Here is a 26,526-nt window from a genome sequence, read left to right on the forward strand (position 1 = left end):
ATCCCTCATTCAATTTTTTGCAATGATTTTTTCAATACGTTTGAAGTTTTCTTGCCAATTGTAGTTCTCTTTCGCGAAAGCTAACCCATTCTGATGCAGTCTCTTTCGCAAATCGTGGTCTTGAATCAAATGACACAAGCCGCGGTACATTTCTTGTTCCTTATCATGGCCAAAAATAAAGCCTGTCTCAGAAGCATTGATCACGTCTTTACTATAACCAGAAACCATGCCAATAATCGGTAACCCAATGCCCATGTAATCCACTATTTTACCAGGAATCACTGTTTCAAAAACCGGATGCGGAACTAAACTTACGAAAGCTACATCCGCTTGGGCCAGCTCATGAAGGACATTCGCTCGTGTATCTGGCGGGCTAACGTTGACATTTTTCAGGTCCTTTTCTTTCACCGAATCGACTAATTTTTGATAGTTCGCGCCGTAACCAATCATCTTAAAGCGTACGTGCGGATTATCTTGAAAATAGTCTGCCATCCGAATGAAGCTTGCCAACTCTTGTGCTAAACCGATGTTTCCAGTGTATATGACCGTCAATGGTTCATTGATGAGTGGCCTTTTTTTAGCACCTAAATCAAATTCTTCTTGCGTGAGCGAATTGGGCACAAAGGTGATTTTGGCTGGATCCACACCTTGCTCAATCATATACGTCGCAAACCGTTCGCTATTCACAATGATTTCATCTGCTTTTTTGTAAATCCGCTTCTCCAATCGATATGCGATGTGTAGAAAAATGGGGGATGTGAATTTGCCGACACCCTTCAACGTTTCTGGCCACAAATCGCGAATATCAACAATCAGCTTGGCTTTCATTTTTCGTTTGGCAATGAGCCCAGCAAGTGCAATAGAAATCGGCGGACTCGACACATAGACGACATCAAAGGATTGCTTTTCCGTTAGGATTTTCCAGATGAATCGGCACAGTGTTTCCAAATAGAGAAGAAATCGTAATATCATGTTTGCTTCATATTTGCTCGTTCTCGTTTTCACCCGAACAATGTTGGCATCCTCGAGATCAGCGTCCCAAAACTTTTCCTGTTCGTACATATCGCGGTTCGGGTATTGCGGTTCTGTTGTGAACAAGGTCGTATCGTAGTCTTGGCGAAATAAACGAAACAATTGCTTCATTCGATTCGCCGCGCTACCGATCTCGGGATAGAAATTTTGTGATATTAATAGTATCTTTTTCATTCATCATCCACATTTCTATTTTTGATCACATGCTATGGCTTTATGCTGTTACGCCTACTTTTTCTAACTGACTGATTTCCGAAAGCGTACCAAGGTGGAAGTAATGCTCCATATCTCCACACTCCGTTGCAATTTTCTTCGTATCTAAAATAACCATTTCATGCATATTGGCAAAATCTTGACTCGTTAACGAACGGAATTCCGAATGATCTACCAGTATCAAAACAAGATCAGCATCCGCCGTAGCTACTTGCATATCGTGCTCGACAAAATCTGCTTCGACATGTGGATCATACGCGACAACGTCATATTCTTGCTGTCTTTTCAACTCATGGTAAATTTCAAGCGCCGGGCTTTCACGGATATCATCAATGTCACCTTTATACGTCAGACCGAATACCGCGATTTTTTTACCTTGGATTTTTTTCATAATCGCCATCGTATTTTCTACAATAAAAGCTGGCATCGTCGAGTTGATGTGACGCGCACGCTGAATCAAGTAAGATTGTTCTGGTGCTGCGGCTGCGATAAAGTACGGATCAACCGCTAGGCAATGTCCACCAACGCCTGGCCCTGGTAAATGTAGATTCACACGAGGATGCTTGTTCGCCATTTCAATGACATCTAACGCGTTAATGCCTAACTTAGCGGAAATATGCACAAGTTCGTTTGCCAGCGCTATATTCACATCACGATACGTGTTCTCCATAAGCTTCGACATTTCGGCAGTAGACGCGGCTGATTCGATTAATTCACCTTTGACAAAGACGCTGTAAATTGCTTTCCCGGCTTGGGTACACGCGGGAGTGACGCCTCCGATAATACGATTATTGTAGATTAGTTCGTGGATAATTTGACCGGGTAACACGCGTTCTGGGCAATGTACGAGGAATACATCTTGTCCAACGATTAATCCAGTACTCTCAACTAGTGGCAAAATATGATCTTCCGTAGATCGTGGGGCAATAGTAGATTCTATGATGATCGTATTACCTTTTCGTAACACGGGTAAAATGTTATTTACAGCTGCGATCACATATTTTAGATCACATGATTTTAGCTCATCTTCTTTATTCGGAGTTGGAACGGATACGATAAAAGCGTCTGCTGCTTCTACATCCAGACCCGCGCGGAATCGATTATTTTGAATCGCTCGATCGAGTTCTGCTTGCAATCCTGGCTCTTCAATATGAATCTTGCCTGCATTTAATTCTTGAATGACTTTTTCATTGATATCAATACCTAATACATCTTGCTCGTGGTTGGCAAACATAATGGCTGTTGGAAGTCCGATATATCCTAATCCCATAACGACTAATTTCAATTGTTACACCCTTCCGGTTCTGTTTTAGTTTATTTTCTTATTTGGCAGCTGGAATCACAATCGACCAGCTAGCTTGCTCTTTGTCCATTGGTGCGTATACGAGTGTGCCTTTTTTGACGCTCGTTGGTAATTCGAAATACGCTTTTCCTTCTAATTTGGCATTCGGTTTGAACATATCGCCAAAATTATTACCTTGTGGGTAAACTTCATATGTTTTTCCGTCTGATTTTATTTTGAAATCAGCTGCGCCGACGCCTACATCTGAGCTATCATTGTTGAGGAAAGACATGTCGATGCTGACCATATTTTTGTTTTTAGTTGTGCTTTCTGTTGTCTTGATTGTACCGATTTTCATATCGATGTTGTTAACGGTTTTTGTTACGTGTTCTGTAACAGCTGTTTCTGCTTTTTTATCTGTATCTTTTGTTGTCGAATCATTCCCACATGCGCCTACGAATACAAGCATGCATACTGCTGCGGCTGCGATTATACCTTTTTTCATCTGTCTAGTACACCTCATTCTTTTAATAACTAAAGGGGAATAGTGCTATTCCCCTTTATAATTTTTGTCTCTACTTTATTAGTTTGCGATTGTAACTGTGTTTGTAGCTATTTGACCGCCTTTTGCATCCAGTCCGATTACTTTTACATCATCTGTTGGTTTTAGGTTTAGTGCTTTGATGTAGTATTTGTACGTACCATCTGCTTGGATAAATGCAACACTTGATTGAACAACATCGTTCACGCTTAGTGCTAATTTTGTTACATCGCCTGTTGCTGTACCAGTTAGATAGCTATCGCCAACTTTTACATCTTTAGCTTCGATAGTTCCTGTTGCTGCGTTGATTGTTACTGTTTTGCTGTCTAATAATTTTGCTGCTGAATCATATACGTTTACTTTTACTTCGTCTGCTGCATTTTTGATTAGAGATGCTGCGTAATAGTGGATTGTGCCGTTAGAAGCTGGAATTTGGCTGTATTTTGTGCCGTTTACTTCTAGTTCTACTTTCGCTACATCACCAGTATATGTCCCATCTACATAGTTATTTGTACCAATTTTGAAAGCTGTTGGTGTTACTGTTCCTTTTGTTACAACGTCAGCTGGTTTGCTAACTGCTACTGTTGCTGTGCTTAATACCGCGCCAGTTGCATCATACAAAGTTGCTATTACAACATCTGTTGGGTCTGTGATTAATGATTTAGCGTAGTATTTATAATCTCCTGCTACTGCTGGAATTAACGATTGTTCTACATCATTTACTGTGATTGATACTTTAGAAACATCACCTGTTACTTTACCAGTTACGTAGTCATCTTCTGTGATAACGAACGGGTTAGCTGTGATAGTACCATCTGTTGTTGTGATAGCAACTGTTTTAGAACTTACTAGCACACCTGCTGAGTTATAACCGTTTAGTTTTACAACATCTGTTGCAGACGTGATTTGAGTTTTTGCGTAATACTTGATTGTTCCGCCAGTTGGATTGATTTTTTGTAATTCTGTTCCGTTAACTTCTAGAGAAACCTTCACGACATCACCAGTGTACGTTCCTGTTACATAGCTGTCTTTACCTAGTTTATAGCTATTAGCAATAACTGCTCCTGCATCGCCTTGATCTTTTGTTACTGTTACTGGTTTTGTATCTAATACTTTACCAGTTGCATCGTATGCTGTTACGGTTACGATGTCTGTAACATTTTTGATAAGTGCTTTTGCATAGTATTGGAATGGTGAAGTTGGTGTATTGATTGTTTGTGATACTGTTCCGTTCACTGTGATGCTAACTTTTGCTACATCGCCTGTGAATGTTCCTTTTACATATGTGTCTGTTCCAAGTACGAATTTAGCTGGTGTAACTGTTCCTGCTGTTACTTTTGCAGATTTAACTGTTACAGGTGTTCTTTGTAGTACGTTACCTGCTGCGTCAAGACCGATGATGAAAACTTGGTCTGTTGGTTGCGTGATGTTGCTTTTTGCGTAGTATTGGTAGCTAGTTCCTGATACAGTAATAGTAGTTAATTGTTTACCATTTACTTCAAGTGCTGCTTTTACTACATCGCCTGTTAGAGCGCCTTTAACATAGTTGTCTGTTCCGATTGTGAATGGGTCAGCTGTAATTGTTCCGACTTTCTTCTTAGAAACGGCAACTTCTGTTCTTTGTAGTTCTTTACCAGTTGAATCTAGACCAACGATGTAAACTTTGCTTGCTGGGTCTTTGATTTTGTCTGATGCATAGTATTGGTAAGTGGAACCTGTCACATTGATTGTTGCGTAAGTTTTACCGTCAACAATTAGATACGCTTTTGTAACGTCGCCAGTAAGGTTACCTTTTACATAAGAATCTGTACCGATAACAAATGGGTTAGCTGTAATTGTTCCTGCTGTTACGGAAACAACGGTAACTGTGATTGTTTTTGTTGTTGTGTTCTTATCTGAGTCTGTTACGCTGTATTCCACAGTGTATGTTCCTGCTTTTGTTGTATCTACTGTGTTTGTTACGACTTTGATGTCCGCTGTTAAGTTACCATCTTCTTTGTCAGTCGCTGTTACATCTGTTAACGCGTCGAACGTGTCGCCTACATTGATTGTTTTATCAGTCGCTGTAATAACTGGTTTTTCGTTCGTGTTAACTGTTACTTTGATTGTTTTTGTTGTTGTGTTTTTATCTGAGTCTGTTACGGAATACTCAACGGAGTAGACGCCTGCTTTTGTTGTGTCTACTGTGTTTGTTACGACTTTAATGTCTGCTGTTAAGCTACCATCTTCTTTGTCAGTTGCTGTTACGCCTGTTAATGCGTTGAACGTGTCGCCAATTTTGATTGTTTTGTCGCTTGCTGTAATCACTGGTTTTTCGTTAGATTTAACTACAACGGATGCTGGATCACTTGGTAGACCATTTTTACCTGCTTGTGTTACATCAATAGCTGCATCTGCTTTTTGAGCTGGAATTGTTATTGCGAACTCACCTTTATCATTTGCTGTACCTGTTGCTGTTGTTCCGTCTGGAAGTTTTACTGTTACAGTGTTGTTTGGAACAGCTTTACCGCTGATTGTTGTATCGCCTGCTTTGATAGAATCAACTGTTGGTGGAGCTGGAACCGTAGTGTCTTTTTGTACTTTTGTTGTTACGCGTGCACTATCGTTAACACCGTTTGTTTGGTAAGTTAGAACGCTTTGATCTTTTACTAAATTTGTTCCTGCTGGTACGTCAACTGTCCATTTACCATCAGCGTCAACTTTTGCTTTAGCAGTTTTGCCATCAGGGAATGTTACAATGATTTCGTCACCAGCTGTACCAGTTCCTGAAACAGTTGTTGCACCTTCAAAAATTGGAGATACTACTGGACGTTCTACGATGCTTGAACCTTCTGTTGATACACGTGAGTAATCAAAAAGGCTGAATCCTTCGATGTTTTGACCAGTTGCTACACCACTGTAATAGCTTGTATACGCGCTTCCAACTTTGTAAGTTAATGGGATTCTAGCATCATCAACGCTTGTCCATTCGCTTCCTGTTGCTTTAGACCAGTCTGCCGCATGTTCCCAAGCGTAAACTTTAGCCATGTTGTTCATTTCTACGCGAGAAACGTAAGATGCATTGTCGTTACCGTAACCGCGAACGATGTGTCCTGCTACCGCTCTGTTGTTTTGACGGAAATCGATATATTTTGGTGCATTAAGAACTAATTTCGAGCTTTGCGCGCCACTTAGATCAAATACAGTTGTTGATGTATTTGAAAGTGTTTCTACGTAAGCCATTGTATTTTTGTTGAATGTAACAATACCGTTAGCTTTGATTGCTGGGTAGTTTCCTTGTCCAGATGCTGCACGGATGTTAGCTTTCGCGTTTTCTGCAAAAGTGATGGATCCTGATGTGTTGATACCGTAATCAGAAGACTCGATTTTAACAAGTGTGTTGTTTCCTACATTGAATGTTGCTGCCGCGCTACCTTCTTGAATCATACCAGTTTGGGCATTTAGATATAGACTAGAATCTACGCCTAATTTAACTGAACCACCGTAGAAAGTATGGATAGCATGGCTGTTCAATGCCGTGATTGAAAGTGTGTTGTTATCGCCAAACGTTGTATCTTTATATGTGTAGATACCGTCATGGTTTGGAGAAATGATTGTCATGTTTACGTTTTTGCCTGTAGAAATACCTTCACCGCTTGTGTTGGTAGTTTCAAGACCGTTTGTGTATGCTTTAATGTAGGCTGTAGAATTGTCGCCAAACTTGATTCCGCCTGCATTAACGCCGTCGCCACTTGAAGAAGTGATGTTTGACGCTGTATTGGCACCGAAATCAACACGTGAATTACCTGATGCGTAGATTGCGTCACTTTTAGCTTTAATAGCTATTTCTGTGTTGTCACCAAAGATAACTGGTCCGCCAGAGTAAATTCCGTAACTAACGCCTGAGTCGATATCAATTTTCACGCGATCTTCTGGTTGTGGATTTTGGTTAGATACTGAACCGAAGCGAATTGTTGCTGCTCCAGCTGAATAAATACCTCTATCATGTGTTCTTAGTTTAAGAGAAGAACGATCGCCAAACGTGATTGTTGCGTTACCGTAGATACCACTGCCGTTATCACTAACTACGTCGATATCTGCGTCTTTACCTACAACAATAGAAGCGCCTGTGTTGTATGCATAGATTGCTGTACCAGTACCAGTTGCTTTGATTTTTACGCTGTCGCCGATTGTAATGTTACCTGATACGTAAATACCGTTACCAACATCACCTGAAGCTAGCGTTAAGTCTGCGCCATTTTTTACAACTAATGTAGCAGCTTTTAGCGTCCCGTATTTAGATGCGGAGTTAATAACTGTATTTTCGCCGACTACAAGTGCGCTGTTTGATACGTCAAATGCATAGCCTTTGTTTGACATCATGTTGATTTTCGCGTTGTCACCAATGTTTACAGAACCTGATGAACGAACTTTAACCGCTGTTTCCAATGCTTCTAGTTGATCGATTTGTGTGTTGTCAGCGATTTCTAGGCTATCAACATCCATACCTTGACGCTCAGCATTTACTAAACGGTTATTTGTTCCAGCGATAGATAGTGAAAGTTTACCAGATCCACCCATGATCATACCGCGAATTTGAACGTTATCAATGATGTTTACTGTTGGTGCTGCTGAAGATGTATAACCTGTGAAAATTGCTTTCGTTCCAACGTTTGTCATGATTACGTCTTCTAAATCAACAATCGAATTAGATTTCATGATTACTTGGTAAGATGCTGCACTAATCGTATGTCCATTACCTTCAATACGCATGTTGCTGTTAACTGTTACATTACTTGCTAATTGAAAATCCCCAGTGATTTCAATTACGTTTACAGTTGTTGATTCTGCTGCTGCTTTAAATTCAGCAAATGTTGAAACTTGTTGTCTTTTCTCTGTAACTCCGCCATCCAGTGCTAAAGTTGCGCCTAGTGGAGCGTATTTTTGTGCTACGACTGCTGCACTTGGAGCCTCTGTTCCTGTTGTTGTGCTTCCAGCTGCTTCTGCAGCATGTGAGCCTGTTGGTAGTACTGTAAATACTTGACTTGCAACCACTGTCGCGATTAATAATGTTTTAGCCGCTTTTTTAACGGTTTTCATAGATAAGACGTTAATAGGTCCCTTTTGTTCTAATTTCATGTTTATGTTTCTCCTTCTTATGTTTCTTTTTTTTTGTAAAATGTCTGCCTACCATCGAACGATTATGGGTTCACATGATAAACACCTCCTTACATTCAGAATTTTTATAACTGAATATTCCGACTTGTGGATACGTTTTTGATAGTAATATTTTTATGATCCACATTAATCTGGTCTTCTTCTATCATTTTCTTTAGCTGCTTTGGTATGAAGTTTCGATCCACGTTGCAATACGCCCCGATAAGCTTCGTATTGATAACAGATGGGATTTGAATGCCTTCCTCTACTGCGGTTCCTAGTTTGTTTGCAATATCGTAAAGCGAGTTAACGAATCGTTCTTCTCGACCTAGCATCAGTTGCATGTAACGCTCGTATAGATTGTACAATTGCTCTGTCATTAGGTTCGCAAAGTGTTCCATGAATGACGGTCGATTCGCTAAATAGTTCATTAAATAATCCATGTCGATTCTCGTTGCTCGTAACTCTGTTAATGTTGTTGCTTGCGTCATTACCACACTCTCATTTTTCCTGAAAAACGATTCCAGCCCGATGATATCCCCATCCGTTAGAAAGGATATGACTGGCTTTAGCGAATCTTTCATCGTCTGGGTCGTGATGGAAATCCCAGATGTAATAATGTATAGTGCATTGTTCGGCTTCCCTGGCGCAATAATTTGTTGCCCTTTATCAAATGTAACTTCTTGTACTAAATTATCGCCATACGCATTTGTTTGTAATTCTTTAATAATCCCGTCTAAACTCGTATCACTTGAAATATACACCAATTATGATTTCTCCTTTCTAACATCTTGAATAGTTGCGAAAGATTACATTTATAAATTTAACATGTTCCCGTTTTCTAAGTTTCAACTATGGTGCAGATTTCCAGAAGAATTGTGAATCTTTTATGTCTTTTCACCTTGTCTGCCTATTCCTTTCTGTACAAACGGCTCTGTAAAGCTAAATTTGTTACTGTTACTAAGTGTATCATCTTCTTGTTTTAGATTTCACAACAGAGTTGCAACTAGTCAGGCTAACTGTGAATATTTTGTGTCATATGACGTTTTTTTAACCTAGGAAATCCTGAGTACATTAGGTTTGAACGTTTTAAAAGTATGCTGTTTCTTAAGTACATTCATAGTATAATACTTTACTTTCGAATTATTTCCTAAAAAATAGGTTTCTTTTCGCGCCAATAGGACAAATACAGCAGACTCAAGTCATATCAATATGTTCCTCCAGATGTATATTTTTCTTAAAAAGTACATTTAGTGCTCTTTTTTATGTAATCATAGAAATAACCCTCCTTTTCTTATTAAAAAGTAAAACTAGCATCCCGCTTCCACCTAATTTTGAAATAGGATACATACTCAGCTTATCACGGCTATTTTTATCCGTTTCATAAGTTTATACAATTATCGCTATCAGAATCTAAAGAATTTGTGACTATCTCTTAACATATCGCTAATTAGCATAAAAATAGTATAAAAGGGTATTATTAAATACGATTAACAATGCCAGAAAGGGGAAATGACATGTATTTTTTGGATGAGAAGGAAATACGAGAATTCGAAATTATACGGTTGATAGGGACAGAGAAAAAATACTGGCCAATCTCTGAGATATCTCATATTTTAAATTACAACCTAGATGCAGTTTACAAAGCACTCGATGATATTGCATTATACTTGGCTAAAAACGCCCCTGGTACCCAATTAATTATCAAAAAAGGGATCGGTGCTTATCTGAAAAAAAACGATGACCTGCCTGTAGATGCAATTATTGAAAAATATATGACTTCTTCTGTCGCGTATCTTTTGTTGGACAGCACGTTTAATTATCCACATTTACGAGCACGACAATTTTATGAGCAACATTTTATTACGAAAAGTACCTTCTACCTAAAATTAAAACGCTTACAAAACATCCTTCACAAAAGCCATTTGGGCATCCAAACAAACCCCCTACGCATTACTGGGCCTGAGATTTGGGTGAGAGAATGTTACTATCACCTATATTGGCTTGTATATAAAGGGAGAACATGGCCATTTCGCTCCATATCCAGAGAAGTTTTGGTATACGAACTCGATGAATTTTTGCGTAAAGTGGATGTTTACGTGAACGCGATTGAGAAAGAACAGCTGCTTTATCGTCTGGCAGTAAAATACATGAGGCATGCTCAAAAACGTTATGTAGAGGAGATGATATTGCAGGATTGCGTGCCTCCCCAAGTGACGCAATTTATTAGAGACTATGGAGAATCTTTAATAAACGATGTACCTGCACAGCACAAAGATCTGGAGGAAAAATACTTAACGATTGCTATTAGTAATTTGATGTACCCTAAAGCTCGTGATTCCACTGCAACTGGACTCATTGCGTGGCACAGACAACAGCAAACACTACCTTATAAAATTGCTGCATCCTTTTTTGAGGAATTTACCAAATGCTACCCAGATATTATAATAGAAGATAACGATCATTTATGGCTCGATTTTATCAATGCTAACTTTTATGGATTATCGCTTCCGTACTTGTATATATACCAAGATGTGCGCGCACAGGCTGACTATTTCAAAGCTGAAAATCCTGGATTATGGATGGTTTTAGATAAGATAACGGTGCATTTATTTGATCCTAAGCGTTTGAAGCACGTTTCGGCGCCACCTATTTATTTTTGCTATAAGTACATGGTTCTGATTGTAGAACGGTTCGCAATGAAAAAGTATGAACCGCGATTGCAAGTTGCTTTGTTTACGAGTCAGGATAACGCTATTTTAAATAAATTAAAGTCGCAAATCCTTCGCAAACTAGATTTGAATATCGAAATCAGTACGCAGGATATTCCGAAAATAGTTGACCTCATGATATCGGAGACCACGACTGTTTCAGGGAATTCTGATCGTGTTTTCATTTGGAATTTTCCGCCGACGCAGGGTGATTGGGTGCGTTTGGAGGAGCGGTTGAAGGGGATTCGGGATGGGAAACTTGGGGGAATGGATTAACTGTTCACTTTGTTCGCGCTTATGTTGGGGCTGTGCCTCACTTTGTTCAGTGCATGGATTAACTGTTCGCTACGCTCACCCTTATATTGGTGCTGTAACTCCTTTTGGTCGTAACAGCACCAACAAAAAGAACCAGCCGGGGGAGCTGGTTCAAAAAAGGAGTTTAAAGGACTAGCGGCAATTAGAAAAAGGGGGGGAAAACTAATTGCTGTCCTTGTTTACATTCTCTATAATACAGGGCTTCGATGAAAGTTTGCGGGGATTTTTATGAGAATTCCATGAAACTTTCATTTTTTATGAAAACTGGTATCTAATTGTTCCTTCTGGCGCTATATCTGTGATGTCTAGCAGCATGTTTTGAGCCTGGCTGGTCACTTCGCCCATTTTTGTGATAATAATCGCGCTATCTGTGTTTAAATAGGAAAGCATGATATCGCTGGTTACGTCTTTCTCTGTTGTCGGAATCTCAATCTGGCATTCCTCACCCGGCTCCAATTGCTTGATATTCGTCGTTTTCTGCTGGCCATCTATGTAGATAAAAGCTTTTTGCGTCAACTTGTTCTGCGATTTATTAACTATACTGATCTCTAACGCCATCCTATTTCCGCTCCCTCCACTAATAATCCGTTAATCTGCTGTCATCATGCCATTTGCCGTACAATTCGCCTTTTCGTGTTTTTTCCAAAAATGTCGCCAATCTCTTGTCAAACAGCGCACGGTCCTTAAAAACCGATTGGATATTGTCCAGCTTGATTCGAACATATAAATCCGGAAGTTTCGCAAAATTTTCTTTCAAAATGGCGTCCTGTTCTATCGCCTCTAAAATGTCTTCAAATATTTCAAATTCCGCGTCCAGATTCGGCAAAACCCGCTCTCCCTGGGGCGTCATCAATCCCAGTTTCCTCATTCGGCGCGCCCGTTCTTTGTTTAATTCCGTCCAATTACTCTTTGGCACCCGATGCGAAAACCGCTGCCCGATATGCTTTTCATCCAGTCCTTTTTTCGTACTATCTATCCAACCGAAGCACAAAGCCTCCTCCACAGCATCAATATATGTAAAATCACTCTGTTTCCGCGGCAAAACAAGCCAACAATACTTCTGTGTCTCGCCATTCGCTTCCAACCACGATCTCCATTCATCCCGATTCGTCGCGTACACTTTATTATCAATCTCCATCGAAATCCCTCCCAAACCCCATTATCTCATACTCCTAACCGCTTTGACTACTTCCAAATAGGCACAAAAAAACCAGCCGGGGAAGCTGGTCAAAAAGAGAGTTTGTTAAGGAATATCGCAATTAGGAAAAAGGGGGGAAACCTAATTGCTGTCCTTGTTTACATTCTCTATAATACAGGGCGTCGATGAAAGTTTTGCGGGGATTCCATGAGAATTTTATTAGAATTCAAGTTTTTCGCCAAGCGGGAATGGTTGCGCGTCTTCATTATGCCCCACAATCGAGGTTTTTATCAGGAATTTACGATATCGTTGCATGTATTCACGCGCCATTTCATCTACCTCTTTTTGTTGCTCCAATTTCTCCATCTCTGAAAAAGTTCCTAAAATAACGCCGTTCGCCTCTTTTAAATAGCCAATTTGATCAAGCTGAGCAAAAAATGTCGCGATTTTGCTACGATCCCCGCTCATCGCCTCAAGCAAAATAATTTTCCCAGTCGGATCAGGAAGATATTCCGTTCCCGCCAACTTCAATAAACACCGAATGTTCCCACCAATTACCTGGCCTGTCATTTTAGCGCTTTCTACTATCGTTTCATACGGAATTACTGTTTTTTCCCCCTTTAAAAAGGTATTCTCAAACTGCCGCAACTGTAATTCCGATTCATTTCCTGCTAAATGCAACAGTTGGTAGTTATAACCCGACACACCTGTTTTCGCATAAATAGCATTCAAAATAACCGTTAAATCGCTGTAACCAATGAAAGGTTTATTCGCTATCTTGATTGCCTCAAAATCAAGATATGGCAGGATTTCATTCGCTAAATCACCGCCCGAAATATCAAATATAGCCTTTATTTCGGGATTTTGATACATGTTTAAGAGCGATTCTGCGCGTTGTTTCGGCATCCTGCTTTCCGTTTCAAAAATCGTTGTCGCGCGAACTACGCCAATACCGAAATGCTTAGAAAGTAGCTCCTCGACACGTTTAATATCCTTTTCTCGCTCTTGCTCCCGCCCGTTAGAACAACCAACCAGGCCAATAGTGTCTCCATTTTGCAACATATACCGCACCTCCATATCTCTAGTTTAGCACAATACCTGTACCATGCAAAAAACACCGACGCCCAGTTAGTTGGGGCCGATGTCTTTCTAAGAGAGGTATGAAAAAAGGTGAGAAACAATGCAACTACTCTAAAAGGGAGTTAAAAAGTAATTGTTGTTGTCTACAAAACCTATGTTACAGGACAGTCATGAATTTTTTAAGATGAAAATGTGAAATTTTTGTTAATAAAGTAGTTTCTTATATAAAGTTAGGATTTCTTCGGCATTCGTCGTCCGCGGATTCCCGCCAGTACACACGTCAGCCAGGGCATCTTTGGCGAGCGCTTCTAAATCTTGCTCTTTGACGCCGACCTCGCTCAGTGAACTCGGAATTCCGACATCTTTGGAAAGCTCAGCAACCGCTCGGACAGCTGCTTTTCGGGCTTCATCAAGCGACATCGATTCGGTGCCAACAACACCCATGGCCTCGGCGATATCACGATATTTTTCGCTTGTATACGCCGCATTGTATTCCATGACGGTCGGCAAAATAATCGCGTTCGCAACCCCATGAGGCGTGTCGTACCAAGCCCCGAGCGGATGCGCCATGCCGTGCACGAGACCTAAACCAACATTGGAGAATCCCATTCCTGCGATGTACTGACCTAATGCCATTTTTTCGCGTCCTGCCGCATCACCTTTCACCGATGAACGCAGCGATCCCACGATGATTTTGATTGCTTTTAAGTGTAGCATATCGGTCAATTCCCAAGCCGCGTTCGTGATATAGCCTTCGATAGCATGCGTCAAAGCGTCCATACCCGTTGCAGCACAAAGAGATTTCGGCATCGACATCATCATATCGCTGTCCACAAACGCCACGAGCGGAATGTCATGCGGGTCCACACAAACGAACTTGCGCTGCCGCTCCTCATCCGTGATCACGTAATTTATCGTCACTTCCGCCGCCGTTCCCGAAGTCGTTGGCACTGCAAAAATTGGAACGCTAGCCTGCGTCGTATCTGCCTCACCCTCCAAGCTTCGCACATCGCTAAACGTCGGATTCGTCGCAATAATCCCAATCGCTTTTGCCGTATCAATCGGGGAGCCACCACCAATCGCGATGATGTAATCCGCGCCTGATTGTTGGAACGCGGCGAGTCCTGCTTTCACAACCGCGATCGTCGGATTGGGAATCGAGCCATCAAAAACCTCGTATGGAAGCTGTTCCGCGTCCAATAACGCCGTCACTTTTTGCGCGATTCCGTGCTCCACCAAAGCCTTATCCGTCACGATAAACGCTTTTTGAAAAGCCGATTTTCTGACCTCATCCGTGATTTTCCCTATCGAACCCGCGCCAAAATAAGAAGTTTGATTCAAAATCATTCTGTTAACCATCTAATTGTTCCTCCTCGATCATGCTGTTTTCTTCCGGACCATACCGCTCTTCCTCGATCTCCTTCAGCGTCTTACCACGCGTTTCCGGCGCCAAAATAAGACCGATAATCAAGTGAATCACAAGGAAAATAATCATCACGACGCCTGCCGCTTTGAATCCTAAGAAGGTAATCATCGCCGGCACGACTAGCGAAATCAAACCAACACCAACCCGCACCAATCCAAACATCATGCCTTGCACTTTTGCTCGATATTGCGTTTTGAAAAGTTCACCAGCCCACAATCCGTAGAACGCTTGCGCTCCAAAACCAGCTGCAACACCCCACAAAATAATGAATAGCAACAATTCCGTCATTCCCATCGAACCAAACGTCAAGATAATCCATGCCACAATTCCCATCACAGCACCGATTCCGAACAACAATTTACGATTCATCTTATCGCCCAATTTAATAAAGACAAAGTACGTCGAAAGAATCGTGAACACCCACAGCGTCCCTTGTAACAAGTTCGCGTGCGCCGACGTCAAACCGCCAACAACCTGATAAATATACGGCATGAAATAGCCCATCACACCTGCAACCAAATTCCAGAAAAAGTAGATACCAAGCACGAGCGTAATCGCTTTTCGGTTCGCCTTAATCGTAAATAACTCCTTAATCGAGACTTTTTTACCCACATTCTCAGCTTTTGCGTCCTCTTTCTTCTGATCTTCCCAAACAGTCGATTCATTGATTTGCTGCTGTAAAACCCACGTGATGAGAGCGATTACAAACAACATTCCAAAGATAATCCGACTTCCCATCAAGCCAAGTGGCGCCATTAATACCGCCAAGAACAGCATTACCGCAGGACCTACCGACCAAGCCAACTGCCCATAACCAACATGTGCCGCCCGATCTTTTGCCGGCGCTTCCTCCGCGATATACGTCCAAGCCGCTGGAATCGCTGCCCCGACCGCTATCCCCGTGATGATGTACCCCGTCAATAGCATGCCGAAATTCATTGATAGCGCTATCAAAAGAACACCAATCATATACACAATTAAGTCATATTTATAGATGAATTTCCGCCCATATTTATCAACCAAAGCTCCACCAATAAAGGCACCGACCGCCGATCCGAAACCATTCGCACTAACCGCGCCGAGCAAGCCAACAGACGCATCCGATAGATTCAAATAATTCACCCACAATGTCAGTCCCCCGGCCGCCGCAACGATCGATCCAGCCTCCAAAAAATTGGACATCGACACAGTTAGAGTGGCTTTTAAACTTCCTTTACCTGCATTCGCCATACTTTTTCCTCCTTTTTTATGTTACGCGAGATAAAAAACAGATGTTAGATTTTTCGAAACTGGGCTGTTATCCTCATTCGTTTCCATCAATGGCTCCATATACGCCCACCATTTTTTGCAAATTTCAGTCTCTGCAATTTTGTCGTATTTTTCTCTATTTTCCACTTCTAAGTACGCGAACAAAACGTGTGTATTATCATCCAGAAAAATCGAATAGTTCTGTGCGCCGTGTTCCTTCAAGGCTTGCTCCATTTCCGGCCATAAATCATCGTGTCTCGCCTTATATTCCTCCGAAAAACCATCTTTTAAGTACATAATCGATGCGATTCTTTCCATGTTGCGACTCCTCCTATATTAGAGACTGAGGTATAACTCAAAGCAAGACAGTTCCTCTTGACCCATATTTAGGGGTAAGAAGTAAATTACGCCTTACACAAATCGAGTGAAAGCGTTTGTATTACATTAATTTGGTGGAATCCGGAAGCGGAGCATACTTGAGTATGTGAGAACCGGAAGTCCGCCAAATTAATGTAATACGAGCGCTTGTCGCCGATTTATCTAGATTATGCCCCAGACCTGTAAAATTTACTTAACGCCTATTTGTAAATATCCCGATTTCGCAGTCACACCAAATGCATCCGCTAAATCTTGTAATTGTTGGTCCGTAATCGTTTGTCGCGCGCCGCCTTGCGCTTGAACCAACGTATAAACTTCCGCAGCTTTTTCAGCCGTTTCAATCAAGCCAAACACTTCGTCCATCGTGCTTCCCGCTCCGAAAATCCCGTGATGTGGCCAAATAACCAATCGGAATTCGCGCATTTTCGCAGCCGTAGCCATCCCAATCGCGTCCGTCCCAGGCACCATCCACGGCAAAATCCCAACACCTTCTGGGAAAACTACGATACATTCCGTGCACATTTGCCATAAAGTTCGCGTGAAATCACGTTCCTCAAGCGAATGCGTAAATGTCATCGCGATAATATTCGTCGCATGATTATGCATAATAATACGGTGCTCCGGATCAATTTTCAGGCGTTCAATGTGGCTCATAAAATGTGCCGGCAGCTCACTCGTTGGCACACCGCCATCCGTTAAGCCCCAAAGTAACTCAACACTATCACCCGTCTCGGCAACACGTATAATACCAAGATTCACATCCGGCGCATCAATCACATTTTTGAAATACTTCCCAGAACCCGTCACGATAAAATATTTCCCCGCAAGCTCGGTTGCGTCAAAAATCATCGGAATTGTGCGAATCACTTGGTTCGGATTAATAAATGCACCAACCTCTGCTTCCGTCAGCAGATAACTAATATTCCCGCCATTTCTCTCATCCCAACCTAGACGATATAAATTCGCCGTTACCTTCATCATTTCCTGTACAAATGGTGCTGCTACAACATCTTTACTCAATTCCAATTGCCTCCTCAGACCGTTTTACCAAAACTTTTTCTTCATAATCCTTCACTTCTTTTAACCAAGCCTCGCGAACTGGAACGTTTTGCGTCTCGCAATAATAGTCCCAAACCGCTGTAAAAGGAAAGTCCTTCAATTCCTCTGTCAGCGCTAAACGCGTCGTATAATCGCCATCCAATTCAATTTTGCGAAGATATTCCGTCGGCTCAAGCATTGCTTTTAAAAGCGATTTCAACGTGTTTCGCGTCCCAATAACCCACGCCGCCACGCGATTAATTGTTGCATCAAAGAAATCCAACCCAATATGCGTTTTGCCAAGTAAGTCATTGCGAACCAGCTCGCGCCCGATTTCCTGCAATTCATCATCCATAATCACCACATGGTCGCTATCCCAACGCACCGGACGACTCACATGCAACAGAATTCCCTCACTAAACAAAGATAACGATGACAACTTGTTCGAAATCACTTCCGTCGGGTGGAAATGTCCAGCGTCCATACAAATCAACTTATTCCGCGTAATCCCGTATCCCATATAAAACTCGTGCGATCCGACCGTATAAGCCTCAGCGCCAAGTCCGAACAGCTTACTTTCCACCGCGTCCAGCGTATATTTCCGGTCCAACTCCTCCGCAAAAATCGTATCCAGCGACTCCATCAAACGCTTACGCGGCGCCAAACGATCAATTGGGTTATCCTTGAAACCATCAGGAACCCAGAAATTATTGACCGAAGTTTGCCCTAACTCTTCACCAAAATAAGCCGCAACCTTCCTAGCCCGTTTCCCATGCTCAATCCAAAAATCACGAATCTTCTTATCCGGATGACTCAGCGTAAAACCATCTTCCGAGTTAGGATGTGAGAAAAATGTGGGATTGAAATCCAAACCCAATCCCTGCTCCTTCGCCCAGTCCACCCATTTCGCATAATGCGCCGGCTCAATCTCATCCAAATCCACTTTTCCATCCGTATCCACATACATCGCATGCAGATTCACCTTATGTTTTCCAGGAATCAGCGAGAAAGCCTTCTCCAAATCTTGGCGTAACTGCTCTGGCGTATGCGCCGCACCCGGATAATTCCCCGTCACCGAAATCCCGCCCGTCAGCTCCTGATCAGGATTCATAAACCCCGTCACATCATCCCCTTGCCAACAATGCATCGAAATTTTCACATCCGCCAACCGTTTCAAAACATCATCCACATTCACGCCATACTTCGCATATTCCTCTTTTGCCCACGCATACTGCTGTTGTAATTTCTCGTTTCCCATTTAAAAAGCCTCCTGTTTCCCAGATATATTTTTGTACTTTGCTCGAATTTCCATCATGTTCACACCATCACCCGGCGTATACGTCGTCATCGGCGTCGACCTGCGAATCAACTCCCGAACCGCCGTGATGTCCTTGGCCTCACCACTCGCAATCAACTGCACCGCCAAATTCCCCAGTCCAGTCGCCTCAGTTGGCCCCGCATGCACCGCAATCCCAGTCAAATCCGCCGTCAACTGATTCAAAATCGCAATGTTAGCGCCGCCACCAATAATATGAAGATGCCTGATTTCTTGCCCTGTCAGCGCCTGCAACTGCTCAATCTGGATCGCATACTGAATCGCCAAACTATCATAAATAACACGCGCCAATTTGCCCGGTGTTCGTGGAATCTCCTGCCTGGTCTCCATGCAGTACGCCTGAATCTCCGCAATCATGTCCGTCGGGTTCAAAAAGCGATGATCATCCACCCCAATCAAAACCTCAAAGGCCTCCTCGCGCGCCGCCAATTCCGCAAGTTCTGCATAACTATACGCATAATCCTGCATCCGCGCGACCTCTTGAATGAGCCACAGCCCCATGATATTTTTCAAGAAGCGAAACGTATCATACGCGCCCCACTCATTCGTGTAATTCGCCGCAAACGCCTCTGCGCTATTAATCGGACTCTCCAACTCCGCTCCAAGAAGTGACCACGTCCCGCTCGACAAGAACGCCCAATCATCACCAACACCAGGCGCACCAAGCACCGCCGAAGCCGTATCATGCGTCGCAACCGCAATCACATCACAATCCGGCAAGTCATATTGCTCATGCCATTCCGCCGAAATCTTGCCCAACATCTCACCCGGCTTCACAAACCGCGCAAACTGCCCAGCATCCAATCCCACTAAATCCAACAAATCCACATCAAACTGTTTCGTATGTAAATGCAACATTTGCGTAGAAGAAGCATTCGTAACCTCCGTCACACGCTCACCAGTCAACAAATACCCCAAATAATCCGGCACCATCATGACCGCATCTGTCCGCGCCTTCAATCCCGCATCCTCCACATACAACTGATACAACGAATTAAACTGCAAAAACTGAATCCCAGTTTTCGCATAAATATCCGCAGCCGGCACCTCCGCCAAAACCGCATCCATCGCACAATCCGTCCGCTTATCACGATAACTAACCACCTCGTGTAACCGCTTTCTTTCTTCGCCCACCAAACAATAGTCCACCGCCCACGTATCAATCCCCAACGTGCAACGTGTGACACCAGTTTTCTTCAATTTCTCCAAGCCAAGCAATATATTTGTGAAAATATGATCAATATTCCATACACAATGACCATCAACTTCCGTGAAACCATTTTTAAAACGGTGAATCTCTGTCAGCTCAATCGTCCCATTCACTAGCTCGCCCATAAGCAGACGCCCACTCGATGCGCCAACATCCACAGCCACATGTTTCAAAAGCTCCTCCTCCTTCACACTTTTATTTTATAAACCAAGAATACACCGAATCCGTCATTAAGTCAACATTTTTATTTATTATTTTGTAGCTTTATGTTGTTTTTGTGTGGTTTTCAATTAAAACTTGCTTGTAAATGTCCCATTGTTTACAATGAAAGAGACAAGGATGTGATGAAAATGCTTGCTTTCGAGCGAAAAGACAAAATACTATCAGAAATAAAGAAAAACAAGAAAGTCCACGTATCCCAACTAGCTAAAATTTTCAATGTATCCGAAGAAACGATTCGGCGCGACCTAGACAAGTTGGAGAAAGAAGGCATCGTGGACCGCAGTTACGGCGGCGCAACACTCAGCCAACACACGAACGAAGACTTACCGTACGCAACAAGAAACGTCATCAACGTCGAAGAAAAGAAGAACATCGCAACAAAAACAACATCACTCATCAAGACCGGCGATTCCCTCATTGCAGACACGAGTTCCACCGTTTTCGAAGCGCTGAACCTGCTCGTCCGCGAAAAAGAGAATCTCACCATCATTACCAACTCGATCACGGCAGTAGAACTACTCGCCAAGTTCAAAGTACACCTCATTCTGACCGGCGGAACCCTGCGCACCAAGTCCAACTCACTCATCGGTTCCGACGCAGCCAACACAATCAGCCGCTATTTCGTGGATTACGCGATCATCAGCTGCAAAGGCCTCTCCATGGAAAACGGCATCACAGATTCCAACGAGCCCGAAGCCGAAATCAAAAACCACATGCTAAAGCGCGCTAACAAAGTGATACTAGTAGCTGATTCCTCTAAATTCGACAAAAACGCCTTCATCAAAATAGTCGACATCTCAGAAATCGACTACCTCATCACCGACCAAGAACCAACGCACGAATGGCAACAATTTTTGAAGGAAAAAGAGGTAACACTGATTTACTAACAAAAAAGGACTGTAAACATTTGACATCATGTTTACAGTCCTTTTTTAATAATTAACTTCTCAATCCACGACCTCTATCAATCAGATACCAGCAAATCGCATAAAGCACCACGATAAACAGGATCAAAATCGCCATCGACCACAAGACCGAAATATCCGTTTTTCCAAGAAAGCCGAACCGAAATCCTGAAATCATATACACAATCGGATTGACTTTTGAAACGGCTTGCCAAAATGGTGGTAGCATCGAGATTGCATAAAATACGCCACCAAGATACGTCAATGGCTGCAAAACGAACGTCGGTATAATCGACACATCATCAAAAGACTGCGCGAAGATCCCGTTTAATAGTCCCGCTAACGAGAATAAAATCGCCGTCATGAGCAGCGTAATGATAACCAGTAGCCATGAATGTACATGTAGCGGCACAAAGAACAGCGAAACCATTGTGACAAGCGCCCCAACGAGGATACTTCTGCCGATTCCGCCGAGGACAAAGCCCCAAATAATCACGTGTGTCGGCACCGGCGCGATTAATAACTCCTCAATATTTTTCTGGAACTTCTGCGAAAAGAACGAGGACGATACATTGGAATAAGAGCTGGTAATAACAGACATCATAATAAGTCCGGGTACAATAAATTCCATATAAGAAAATCCGCCGACCTGCCCAATTCGCCCGCCAATCAGATTTCCAAAAATAACAAAATACAATGATGTCGTAATCACTGGTGGCACTAAGGTTTGAATCCAAATCCGCATATAGCGATTCGTTTCTTTAGCCGCTAAACTTTTTAAAGCTGTAAAATAAAGATTAAACATGTTTCCCCTCCGCTTGATGTGTCTCGTCTGTGATTTTCAAAAATAGTTCTTCCAATCGATTCGATTTATTCCGCATCGAAAGAACCTGTATCCCTTGTTTCGTGAGCTGTTCAAACAACTCATTCACGCCCTGATCGCGCTCCACTTCCACAGAAAGCGTCTGATCATCCTCCAAACAACTCTTATAACCCGTAATCTCAGGTTCCTTATCAAAAGGCGCCAAGTCAAAAATAAACGTCTCAAACTGCAATTTCCCTAAAAGAGTTTTCATACTCGTATTTTCAATCAGCTCACCCGACTGAATAATCCCGATATTGCGGCAAAGCATTTCCGCCTCTTCCAGATAATGCGTCGTCAAGATAATCGTTGTTCCACCTGCATTCAACTCTCGCAGATAATCCCACATCTCACGTCTCAACTCAATATCCACACCCGCAGTCGGTTCATCCAAAATCAGCAAACGCGGCTCATGCATCAAAGCACGCGCAATCATCAACCGACGCTTCATCCCACCAGAAAGCATCCGCGCACGCACATCACGCTTTTCCCACAGACCAGACTGCTTCAAATACGTCTCGCTCCGTTTCAACGCCTCTTTCCGAGAAACCCCATAATAACCCGCCTGATTCACCACAATTTGCTGCACCGTCTCAAACGGATTAAAGTTAAACTCCTGCGGCACCAAGCCAATCTGCTGTTTCGCACGCACTAAATCCGTATCAATATCATAATCAAAAACTTTCACTTTTCCCGATGTCTTATTAACAAGCGACGTAATAATCCCGATTGTCGTCGATTTCCCGGCACCATTAGGCCCCAACAAGGCATAAAAATCCCCTTCTTCAACCGTCAAATCAATCCCACGCAGCGCCTCAACGCCCGTCGCATAAACTTTTTTCAAGCCTGTTATTTCTAGTGCATATGTCATGTAATAACTATCTCCTTATCCGTATCATTCTGTCCATCGTTAGAAAGCAATTTCGCCATCGCCCCCATAAAATCCTCCACAAAATCCGTTCGCAACGTATAATAATGCCACTGACTCTTCTTCGTCACCGAAACAATCCCGGCCTTCTCCAACGCCTTCATATGATGAGAAAGCGTCGGCTGCGTAAAATCAAAATGCTTCAACACATCACACCCACACAAACTCCCAGCCGAAAGCAAATCAATAATCTTCATCCGATTCGGATCAGCCATAGCCTTAAGCACCAACGAAGTCCTCACATAATCCATCTCTACCCTCCCATACATAAATACTCACCTATGTTAATATAGATTGCCATAAATGTAAAGTCAAGAATAAAAAACCCCCAGAACAGCAAAAAATCACCATCCCAAAGGTCTAAAATTTGTTCTTAAAAAAGCCCAGAATAACCCACCAAACCTTCTGAGAGGGCACAAATGCTTAGATGCTAGGCAAGACTCCTTAAAGGACTGCAGCCTCACTTCGTTCCACTGCATATTGAAGCTCTAATTCGCTTTGCTTCAAAGTGCTTCAACAAAGCGGAATGTACGACTTGTACATGAGCATCGGAACACAGCCTTTAACGACGCAGATGAGCGTTTGTGCCCTTTCAGAACTTAGAGGAGGTGGTTCATGTGGCCAATTTCCATAACCCAGTAAGATCCCATAACGACAACAATCGCAATGAATGCCGCGAATAGAATATTACCGACTTGGATACGTCCATTTTGGCCTTCCGTCATGTGCATGAACATTAGTAGTTGCAATGCTGCTTGAATGAACGCGAAGATAAAGATAACCGTAATGATTACTGATTTACTTAGCGTAGATTCGAATACAACCCAGACAGCTAGCAATGTTAACGCGATCGATAGGGCAAAACCAACGATATGTTTCCACGGAATGCCTTCTTCAGCGTGTGCCGTGTTCGCTTTATTTTTCGCCATATTAATTCACCATCCCTAACAGATAGACACCTGTGAAGATGAAAATCCACACAACGTCTAGGAAATGCCAATAAAGGCTTGAAATGAATACTTTTGATGCTGCTTGAGCGGTTAAGCCGCGCATTTTTATTTGAATCAGGATAAACGCGATCCAGAACAAACCAATCGTTACGTGGAGACCATGGGTGCCCAGTAAAACGAAGAATGCGGACCAATAAGAGCCGACTTTCAGCGTAACACCTTCTGATACGTAATGTGCGAACTCGTAAATCTCGAAACCTACGAATCCTGCACCAAGAAGTAGCGTGATAATCGAATAAATCATCAGACGCTTGACGTTACCTTTGCGCATCTCACCAATAGCAAGACCACACGTAAAACTACTTGTTAAAAGTAGGAATGTCATGATCAGAACGAGCGGTAACTCGAACATTTCGGACGGTGGATGACCCGCGTTGGAGCCACCACTATACATAACAAAATATGTTGCAAACAATGTACCGAATAACGCAATCTCGGCGCCTAGGAAAATCCAGAAGCCCAGAATGTTTAAACGACCTTGCTCCGATTGATATTCTAACGGAAGGCTGGAATTTTCTTTTATAGGTTCCATGGGTTACCCTCCTTTATGCCTGTTTTAAATTCACGTGCTGCTTGTTCCTCGGTAGCCACAATTTCAGGTACTTCCACATGGTAACCGTCGTCTTTCTTGAACGAACGGTAAGCAAGACATGCAAGTACACCAAGACCGCCAAGTAGTCCAAGCCAATACCAATAAAAGACCAGTCCGAAGCCAGCAATAAAGAAGAACACCGACATGACGAAACCTAGCAATGTATTGTTTGGCATGTGAATATGTTTGTACTCTTTGTCATCATTATACGTTTCGCCGCGTTGTTTTTTCTCCCAGAAATCGTCCAAATCGTTCCATTCTGGCAATTTAGCGAAGTTATATTTTGGCGGTACAGCTGAAGAAGTTGCCCACTCAAGCGTACGCGCATCCCACGGATCACCAGTTGTTTCGCGTTTAGAGTGTTTATAACTGTAAACGATATTCCAACATAGAATTAGGAATGCTGCTCCCATTAGGAACGCACCAACAGATGAGATAAAGTTCAATGTAGTCCAGCCGTCGCCTTCCACATATGTGCTGATACGACGTGGCATACCATCAAGTCCTAGGAAATATTGCGGGAAGAAACATACGTTAAATCCAATCACAAATACCCAGAAGAACCACTTACCAATTTTTTCATTCAAACGATAACCGACCATTTTTGGATACCAGTAAATCAAACCTGCAAAACAGGAGAATACGGTTCCGGCGATCAGTACGTAATGGAAATGTGATACTAGGAAATACGTGTTGTGATATTGATAATCGGCTGCTGCCATCGCGAGCATAACCCCTGTAACCCCACCAATAACAAAGTTCGGTATGAATGCCAGTGACCAAAGCATCGGTGTGGTGAAGGTTATTCGCCCTTTGTACATGGTAAAGAGCCAGTTGAATATCTTGATTCCGGTCGGTATCGCAATCATCATCGTCGTAATCGAGAAGAACGAGTTAACTGCTGCCCCGGAGCCCATTGTGAAGAAGTGATGGACCCAAACTAGGAAACTTAGCAAGGAAATAACAACAACTGCTGCTACCATTGCTGGGTAACCGAATAGTTTTTTCTTCGAGAATGTCGAAATAATCTCGGAGAAAATACCGAATGCCGGCAAAATAACGATGTACACTTCCGGATGTCCCCAAACCCAGAACAGGTTAGCCCACATCATCGGAATTCCGCCATTTGCAAGCGTGAAGAATGCCGTCCCAAATAGACGGTCAAACGTCATTAAAGCTAGCGCCACAGTAAGTACTGGGAACGCGAATACGATAATTAAACAAGTGATCAGAGATGTCCACGTGAACATTGGCATTTTCATAAGAGTCATGCCTTTCGTTCGCATACGCAGAATCGTGACCATGAAGTTGATCCCGGTCATCAGCGTACCAATACCGGCGATCTGGACTCCGAGTAAGTAGAAGTTAATCCCATAACCTGGACTAAATTCCTCGGCGAGCGGTGCATAGTTCGTCCAACCAGCTGCTGGGCTACCACCGATTACGAAGGAAATATTGAATAGCATTGCCCCCATAAAGAATGTCCAGAAACTTAAATTGTTCAAGAATGGGAATGCAACGTCACGCGCTCCGATTTGAAGCGGCACAACGATGTTCATTAAACCAATAACGAACGGCATCGCCATAAATAAGATCATAATAGTTCCGTGAGTCGTAAATACCTCATTGTAATGCTGGGCGTCGAGAAACTCCATCCCTGGCATCGCAAGTTGGGTACGAATCATGAGTGCATCGACCCCACCACGGAAAAACATTAGTACTGCTGCCAAGAGATACATGATCCCAAGGCGTTTGTGGTCAACAGAAGCGATCCATTCCGTGAATAGCCACTTCCATTTCTTTGTATAAGTTAGTAACACGACGATACCAATGCTGACAAGAGCAATCGAAATTTGGGCTCCTAAAATCAGCGGGTCGCCGGTGATGATAAATTCATCTAAACTCATGTTGAAATACCCCCCT

Annotated in this window: 22 protein-coding genes; 2 read left to right on the plus strand and 20 right to left on the minus strand. The window is 42.7% G+C overall.

Features of this window, described 5'->3' with window-relative positions:
• Window positions 1–9 precede the first annotated feature (9 nt).
• The 5 genes from DUK53_RS05130 to DUK53_RS05150 all read right to left on the minus strand — a co-directional run bounded on the left by DUK53_RS05130 (window position 10) and on the right by DUK53_RS05150 (window position 8,968).
• Window positions 10–1,206 carry a glycosyltransferase family 4 protein gene (locus DUK53_RS05130; protein ID WP_036094714.1) on the minus strand — a complete coding sequence of 399 codons (1,197 nt, stop codon included), beginning with the start codon at window positions 1,204–1,206 and terminating at the stop codon, window positions 10–12.
• Window positions 1,207–1,246: 40 nt separating this feature from the next.
• Window positions 1,247–2,530, minus strand: coding sequence for a nucleotide sugar dehydrogenase (locus tag DUK53_RS05135; protein ID WP_036094713.1), 1,284 nt, complete (start codon window positions 2,528–2,530; stop codon window positions 1,247–1,249).
• Between the two features lie 37 nt (window positions 2,531–2,567).
• Entirely contained in the window at window positions 2,568–3,032 is a 465-nt protein-coding gene (locus DUK53_RS05140) for a DUF4352 domain-containing protein (protein ID WP_052164955.1), read from the minus strand.
• Window positions 3,033–3,110: 78 nt separating this feature from the next.
• The gene (locus DUK53_RS17750; protein ID WP_052164956.1) at window positions 3,111–8,186 is read right to left on the minus strand and encodes an immunoglobulin-like domain-containing protein; all 5,076 of its coding nucleotides are present in this window, start codon (window positions 8,184–8,186) and stop codon (window positions 3,111–3,113) included.
• Window positions 8,187–8,290: 104 nt separating this feature from the next.
• Window positions 8,291–8,968, minus strand: coding sequence for a Crp/Fnr family transcriptional regulator (locus DUK53_RS05150; RefSeq protein ID WP_236637269.1), 678 nt, complete (start codon window positions 8,966–8,968; stop codon window positions 8,291–8,293).
• Between the two features lie 753 nt (window positions 8,969–9,721).
• Between DUK53_RS05150 and DUK53_RS05155 the strand changes: the two genes are divergently transcribed.
• Entirely contained in the window at window positions 9,722–11,191 is a 1,470-nt protein-coding gene (locus DUK53_RS05155) for an AcpB/EbpR/MafR family transcriptional regulator (RefSeq protein ID WP_036132250.1), read from the plus strand.
• A gap of 294 nt (window positions 11,192–11,485) precedes the next feature.
• Here the strand turns inward: DUK53_RS05155 and DUK53_RS05160 are convergent, their stop codons facing one another.
• The 9 genes from DUK53_RS05160 to rhaB form a co-directional block, all read right to left on the minus strand.
• Window positions 11,486–11,788 (minus strand): hypothetical protein, encoded by a 303-nt coding sequence (locus tag DUK53_RS05160; protein WP_036094710.1) that lies wholly within the window; start codon window positions 11,786–11,788, stop codon window positions 11,486–11,488.
• Window positions 11,789–11,807: 19 nt separating this feature from the next.
• A complete protein-coding gene (locus DUK53_RS05165) occupies window positions 11,808–12,368 on the minus strand; it encodes a YdeI/OmpD-associated family protein (protein ID WP_036132253.1) in 561 nt (186 codons plus the stop codon).
• A gap of 219 nt (window positions 12,369–12,587) precedes the next feature.
• On the minus strand, window positions 12,588–13,430 hold the full coding sequence (locus DUK53_RS05170) for an LD-carboxypeptidase (RefSeq protein WP_036094708.1): 843 nt from the start codon (window positions 13,428–13,430) through the stop codon (window positions 12,588–12,590).
• A 222-nt stretch (window positions 13,431–13,652) separates the two neighbouring features.
• Window positions 13,653–14,807 (minus strand): lactaldehyde reductase, encoded by a 1,155-nt coding sequence (gene fucO / locus DUK53_RS05175; RefSeq protein ID WP_036132255.1) that lies wholly within the window; start codon window positions 14,805–14,807, stop codon window positions 13,653–13,655.
• The gene (locus DUK53_RS05180) at window positions 14,800–16,104 is read right to left on the minus strand and encodes an MFS transporter (protein ID WP_036132258.1); all 1,305 of its coding nucleotides are present in this window, start codon (window positions 16,102–16,104) and stop codon (window positions 14,800–14,802) included. Before DUK53_RS05180 ends, fucO begins: the two co-directional genes overlap by 8 nt.
• A 21-nt stretch (window positions 16,105–16,125) precedes the next feature.
• Window positions 16,126–16,440 carry an L-rhamnose mutarotase gene (rhaM, locus tag DUK53_RS05185; RefSeq protein WP_036094705.1) on the minus strand — a complete coding sequence of 105 codons (315 nt, stop codon included), beginning with the start codon at window positions 16,438–16,440 and terminating at the stop codon, window positions 16,126–16,128.
• Between the two features lie 249 nt (window positions 16,441–16,689).
• A complete protein-coding gene (gene rhaD, locus DUK53_RS05190; protein WP_036094704.1) occupies window positions 16,690–17,520 on the minus strand; it encodes a rhamnulose-1-phosphate aldolase in 831 nt (276 codons plus the stop codon).
• A complete protein-coding gene (rhaA, locus tag DUK53_RS05195) occupies window positions 17,513–18,796 on the minus strand; it encodes an L-rhamnose isomerase (RefSeq protein WP_036094703.1) in 1,284 nt (427 codons plus the stop codon). The genes rhaD and rhaA overlap by 8 nt, the downstream gene beginning before the upstream one ends.
• A complete protein-coding gene (rhaB, locus tag DUK53_RS05200; RefSeq protein WP_124892597.1) occupies window positions 18,797–20,257 on the minus strand; it encodes a rhamnulokinase in 1,461 nt (486 codons plus the stop codon). It abuts the gene before it with no gap.
• Between the two features lie 171 nt (window positions 20,258–20,428).
• On the opposite strand from rhaB, the gene DUK53_RS05205 reads away from it, so the two are divergent.
• A complete protein-coding gene (locus DUK53_RS05205) occupies window positions 20,429–21,193 on the plus strand; it encodes a DeoR/GlpR family DNA-binding transcription regulator (RefSeq protein ID WP_308738465.1) in 765 nt (254 codons plus the stop codon).
• Between the two features lie 52 nt (window positions 21,194–21,245).
• On the opposite strand, the gene DUK53_RS05210 is transcribed toward DUK53_RS05205, so the two are convergent.
• The 6 genes from DUK53_RS05210 to qoxB all read right to left on the minus strand — a co-directional run bounded on the left by DUK53_RS05210 (window position 21,246) and on the right by qoxB (window position 26,510).
• A complete protein-coding gene (locus DUK53_RS05210) occupies window positions 21,246–22,016 on the minus strand; it encodes an ABC transporter permease (protein WP_036094701.1) in 771 nt (256 codons plus the stop codon).
• Window positions 22,009–22,944 (minus strand): ABC transporter ATP-binding protein, encoded by a 936-nt coding sequence (locus DUK53_RS05215; protein WP_036094700.1) that lies wholly within the window; start codon window positions 22,942–22,944, stop codon window positions 22,009–22,011. The genes DUK53_RS05210 and DUK53_RS05215 overlap by 8 nt, the downstream gene beginning before the upstream one ends.
• Window positions 22,941–23,252 carry an ArsR/SmtB family transcription factor gene (locus DUK53_RS05220; protein ID WP_036094699.1) on the minus strand — a complete coding sequence of 104 codons (312 nt, stop codon included), beginning with the start codon at window positions 23,250–23,252 and terminating at the stop codon, window positions 22,941–22,943. The genes DUK53_RS05215 and DUK53_RS05220 overlap by 4 nt, the downstream gene beginning before the upstream one ends.
• Window positions 23,253–23,600: 348 nt before the next feature.
• Window positions 23,601–23,930 (minus strand): cytochrome aa3 quinol oxidase subunit IV, encoded by a 330-nt coding sequence (gene qoxD, locus DUK53_RS05225; protein ID WP_036067086.1) that lies wholly within the window; start codon window positions 23,928–23,930, stop codon window positions 23,601–23,603.
• 1 nt (window position 23,931) lies between these two features.
• Window positions 23,932–24,543: a cytochrome aa3 quinol oxidase subunit III gene (qoxC, locus tag DUK53_RS05230; RefSeq protein WP_036094698.1), complete on the minus strand. Its 612-nt coding sequence runs from the start codon at window positions 24,541–24,543 to the stop codon at window positions 23,932–23,934.
• The gene (qoxB, locus tag DUK53_RS05235) at window positions 24,531–26,510 is read right to left on the minus strand and encodes a cytochrome aa3 quinol oxidase subunit I (protein WP_036094697.1); all 1,980 of its coding nucleotides are present in this window, start codon (window positions 26,508–26,510) and stop codon (window positions 24,531–24,533) included. The genes qoxC and qoxB overlap by 13 nt, the downstream gene beginning before the upstream one ends.
• Window positions 26,511–26,526: the final 16 nt, after the last annotated feature.

Source organism: Listeria sp. SHR_NRA_18 (genome assembly GCF_003856515.1).
Taxonomy (GTDB): domain Bacteria; phylum Bacillota; class Bacilli; order Lactobacillales; family Listeriaceae; genus Listeria_A; species Listeria_A newyorkensis.

Excerpts from the sequence above, each read along its gene's own strand:
- rhaM (WP_036094705.1), bottom strand. The coding sequence starts at position 16,440 with ATGGAAAGAATCGCATCGATTATGTACTTAAAAGATGGTTTTTCGGAG.
- DUK53_RS05155 (WP_036132250.1), top strand. The coding sequence starts at position 9,722 with ATGTATTTTTTGGATGAGAAGGAAATACGAGAATTCGAAATTATACGG.
- DUK53_RS05170 (WP_036094708.1), bottom strand. The coding sequence starts at position 13,430 with ATGTTGCAAAATGGAGACACTATTGGCCTGGTTGGTTGTTCTAACGGG.
- DUK53_RS05220 (WP_036094699.1), bottom strand. The coding sequence starts at position 23,252 with ATGGATTATGTGAGGACTTCGTTGGTGCTTAAGGCTATGGCTGATCCG.
- fucO (WP_036132255.1), bottom strand. The coding sequence starts at position 14,807 with ATGGTTAACAGAATGATTTTGAATCAAACTTCTTATTTTGGCGCGGGT.
- DUK53_RS17750 (WP_052164956.1), bottom strand. The coding sequence starts at position 8,186 with ATGAAATTAGAACAAAAGGGACCTATTAACGTCTTATCTATGAAAACC.
- DUK53_RS05205 (WP_308738465.1), top strand. The coding sequence starts at position 20,429 with ATGAAAATGCTTGCTTTCGAGCGAAAAGACAAAATACTATCAGAAATA.
- DUK53_RS05130 (WP_036094714.1), bottom strand. The coding sequence starts at position 1,206 with ATGAAAAAGATACTATTAATATCACAAAATTTCTATCCCGAGATCGGT.
- DUK53_RS05180 (WP_036132258.1), bottom strand. The coding sequence starts at position 16,104 with ATGGCGAATGCAGGTAAAGGAAGTTTAAAAGCCACTCTAACTGTGTCG.
- rhaA (WP_036094703.1), bottom strand. The coding sequence starts at position 18,796 with ATGGGAAACGAGAAATTACAACAGCAGTATGCGTGGGCAAAAGAGGAA.
- qoxD (WP_036067086.1), bottom strand. The coding sequence starts at position 23,930 with ATGGCGAAAAATAAAGCGAACACGGCACACGCTGAAGAAGGCATTCCG.
- qoxB (WP_036094697.1), bottom strand. The coding sequence starts at position 26,510 with ATGAGTTTAGATGAATTTATCATCACCGGCGACCCGCTGATTTTAGGA.
- DUK53_RS05210 (WP_036094701.1), bottom strand. The coding sequence starts at position 22,016 with ATGTTTAATCTTTATTTTACAGCTTTAAAAAGTTTAGCGGCTAAAGAA.
- DUK53_RS05165 (WP_036132253.1), bottom strand. The coding sequence starts at position 12,368 with ATGGAGATTGATAATAAAGTGTACGCGACGAATCGGGATGAATGGAGA.
- DUK53_RS05160 (WP_036094710.1), bottom strand. The coding sequence starts at position 11,788 with ATGGCGTTAGAGATCAGTATAGTTAATAAATCGCAGAACAAGTTGACG.
- DUK53_RS05215 (WP_036094700.1), bottom strand. The coding sequence starts at position 22,944 with ATGACATATGCACTAGAAATAACAGGCTTGAAAAAAGTTTATGCGACG.
- DUK53_RS05140 (WP_052164955.1), bottom strand. The coding sequence starts at position 3,032 with ATGAAAAAAGGTATAATCGCAGCCGCAGCAGTATGCATGCTTGTATTC.
- qoxC (WP_036094698.1), bottom strand. The coding sequence starts at position 24,543 with ATGGAACCTATAAAAGAAAATTCCAGCCTTCCGTTAGAATATCAATCG.